Raw genomic sequence first — 2,859 nt, 5'->3', positions numbered from 1 at the left:
GGCGTGTCACCGGTAGAGTTTGAAAGGCGCTACGCGCAGAGCGGCAACTGAGTGTCTACAGAACTCTGGCCGGTCCATGGGCTCCTCCCGCAAGCTGAAGAACATCGAAGGCACCCTCCCCTACGGCCTGGCGGCTGTCGAACAGATGGAACTGGCAGCCGGCCACTACAAGCCCGAGTACAACGACGACGGTCGTCGCCGCCTGTTCTTCGTCGCCGAGCAGCTGGCCGAACTGGTGCCGGAAGCGGTCGACCTGGAAGGCGTCGAGTTCCAGGGCGAGCGCGTGGCATCGGTCAAGCTCGACCAGCTGCTGCCGGTCCTGGCCAAGGCCATCCAGGAGCTGTCGGCCGAGGTTCGCGCCCTGAAGGCGGAGCGTTGATATGGCCAGTGGCTATCGCTCCGGCGGCACGGATTTCGATGACCTGTTCGATCCCTATGTAGAAGGTCCGCTGGCACAGGATTCGGGCCGCCGCGTCGGCGGCACCGACCTGAGCCGCCGCTACGCCCACATCCAGTACGGCAGCAAGCGTGCGGACGTCGGGCATCGCATCGGCGGCATGGACGTGTCGAACCTGTGGGCGGCCCGGGGCACCGCGCAGTACGACGCGGTCACCATCCCCAACCCGAGCATCGGCGGCTCGTCCTACGCCGGCGCTGCGCCCAATGGACACGCGGCCTTCAGCTTCAAGTCCAACGGCATGGTGCAGACGTGGACGAACAACCCCAACGGCGTCACCCGCACCTTCGGTCCATGGCTCATCCGTGGTATCGCGAGCAACTTCGAGATCCGCTACACCAAGGTCGAAGGCGATGCGAATCCTTCCGGAACGGGTGCCTGGTTGAATCTCGGTACCGATCGCTACTGCGGATTCGACGTTGTCCATGGCAGCGCGGGCTGCAGCCTCATTGTCGAGATTCGCCGAGCCAGCACCGGCGTCGTCCTGGCGCGCGAAGACCAGGTCTACATGAGCGCATCGCACTCGCGTGGTGACACCGGACCCATCCTGGAATGACGCCGCGGCCACGATTGCAATTATCGCCAGCGCCGCCTTCTCCGAATATTACCCCGTCGCCTGCATCTGCCGGCACACACCCACACCGAGGAAGAACCCCGAATGACCGAATTTCTCCATGGCGTACAGGTCGTCAACATCGATACCGGTGCCCGCTCGATTGCCATCGCCTCCAGCAGCGTGATCGGCATCGTCGGCACCGCACCGCTGGCTGATACCGAAGCGTTCCCCATCAACACCCCCGTCCTGGTGACCTCGCCCTCGCAGGCGGCCAAGCTGTCGGCCAAGACCGGCGCCGAAGCCGGCACGCTGCCCGGCGCACTCGATGCGATCTTCGATCAGTCCAGTGCTGTCGTCGTCGTCATCCGCGTCGAGAACGGTGCCAACGAAAGCGCCACCCTGGCCAACGTGCTGGGCGGTGTGAACGCACAGACCGGCGCCTATGAAGGCGTGCATGCCCTGCTGGCGGCCAAGTCCATCGTCGGCGTCAAGCCGCGCATCCTGGTCGCACCGGGTTTCACCCATGTGCATCCCACCGATCCGGCCAAGCCCGAGGCGGTACTGGCCAACCCGGTCGTGGCCGAGCTGCTCGGCATCGCCGACAAGCTGCGCGCGGTGATCATCAAGGACGGCCCGAACAGCAACGATGACGCCGCCAAGAGCACCACCGCTCTGACCGGTTCCAAGCGCGTCTACGTGGTCGACCCGGCGCTGCTGGTGCAGTCCGGTGATGCCATCGTCACCCGCTACGCCTCCGGTGCCGTGGCCGGCGCCATCGCCCGCAGCGACAACGAACGCGGCTGGTGGGCGTCGCCGTCGAACCTGGAACTCAACGGCGTGGTCGGTACCGCGCGTGCCATCGACTTCGGCCTGTCCGACGCGACCAGCCGCGCCAACCTGCTGAACCAGTCCAACGTGGCGACCATCATCCGCGAAGGTGGCTTCCGCCTGTGGGGCAACCGTACCGCCAGCAGCGACCAGAAGTGGCAGTTCCTGTGCGTAGTGCGCACCGCCGACATCATCGCCGACAGCCTCGAGGCGGCTCATCTGTGGGCTGTCGACCGCGGCATCAGCAAGACCTACGTCGATGACGTGCGCGAAGGCGTCAATGCCTTCCTGCGCGGCCTGAAGACCCAGGGCGCGATCCTCGGCGGCAACTGCTGGATCGACCCCGATCTGAACGCAGCGGACAGCGTGGCCCAGGGCCGCTTCTACTGGGACTTCGACTTCACCCCGACCTACCCGGGTGAACAGCTGACCTTCCGCATGCACATGAACAACAACTACGTCTCGGAGATCTTCTAAGCATGGCGCGCAACGTCCGCAAGAACTTCAACTTCTACGTCGATGGCAAGGGCTATGCCGGCAACGTGGAATCCTTCACCGCTCCGAAGCTGACGCTGAAGACCGAGGATTTCCAGGCGGGTGGCATGTTCGCCCCGACCGAAATCACCCTGGGCCACGAGAAGCTTGAAGCCGAGGCCGTCCTCATCGCCGATGACCCGGACATCATGGGCAAGTTCCATGTCGTGGAAAGCAAGGAGTATTCCTTCACCGCACGCGAGGCACTGGAATCCAGCGACGGCAGCATCACCGCCGTGGTCCACAACATGCGCGGCAAGGTCAAGGCCATTGATCGTGGCGAGTCCAAGTCCGGCGAGAAGGGCACGGTGAAAATCTCGCTCGCGCTGAACTACTACAAGCTCACCCACGGACCGCTGGTCGTCCAGGAGCTGGACGTGGTCAACATGATCGCCAAGCAGAACGGCGTGGACATGCTGGCCGGCCTGCGCAGCGCCCTGGGCATCTGACCCCGCACGCATCTCCACAGCACCGGGGGGGCCGC

General features: G+C 64.8%; 3 protein-coding genes and 1 pseudogene. All 4 read left to right on the top strand.

Features of this window, described 5'->3' with window-relative positions; genetic code table 11:
• Window positions 1-79 precede the first annotated feature (79 nt).
• Window positions 80-379 (top strand): annotated as a pseudogene (locus tag O0J73_RS22080) (tail fiber domain-containing protein); the annotation flags it as partial.
• 1 nt (window position 380) lies between these two features.
• Complete coding sequence (locus O0J73_RS22075; RefSeq protein ID WP_004154668.1) at window positions 381-1,013, top strand: hypothetical protein; 633 nt, start codon at window positions 381-383, stop codon at window positions 1,011-1,013.
• 102 nt (window positions 1,014-1,115) lie between these two features.
• Entirely contained in the window at window positions 1,116-2,318 is a 1,203-nt protein-coding gene (locus O0J73_RS22070; RefSeq protein WP_197563741.1) for a phage tail sheath C-terminal domain-containing protein, read from the top strand.
• Between the two features lie 2 nt (window positions 2,319-2,320).
• Window positions 2,321-2,824, top strand: coding sequence for a phage major tail tube protein (locus O0J73_RS22065; protein ID WP_004154666.1), 504 nt, complete (start codon window positions 2,321-2,323; stop codon window positions 2,822-2,824).
• Window positions 2,825-2,859 lie beyond the last annotated feature (35 nt).

The organism is Stenotrophomonas sp. Sm6012, assembly GCF_030985895.1.
Classification (GTDB): Bacteria; Pseudomonadota; Gammaproteobacteria; order Xanthomonadales; family Xanthomonadaceae; genus Stenotrophomonas; species Stenotrophomonas forensis.
This window is presented reverse-complemented; position numbering and strand designations above follow the sequence as displayed.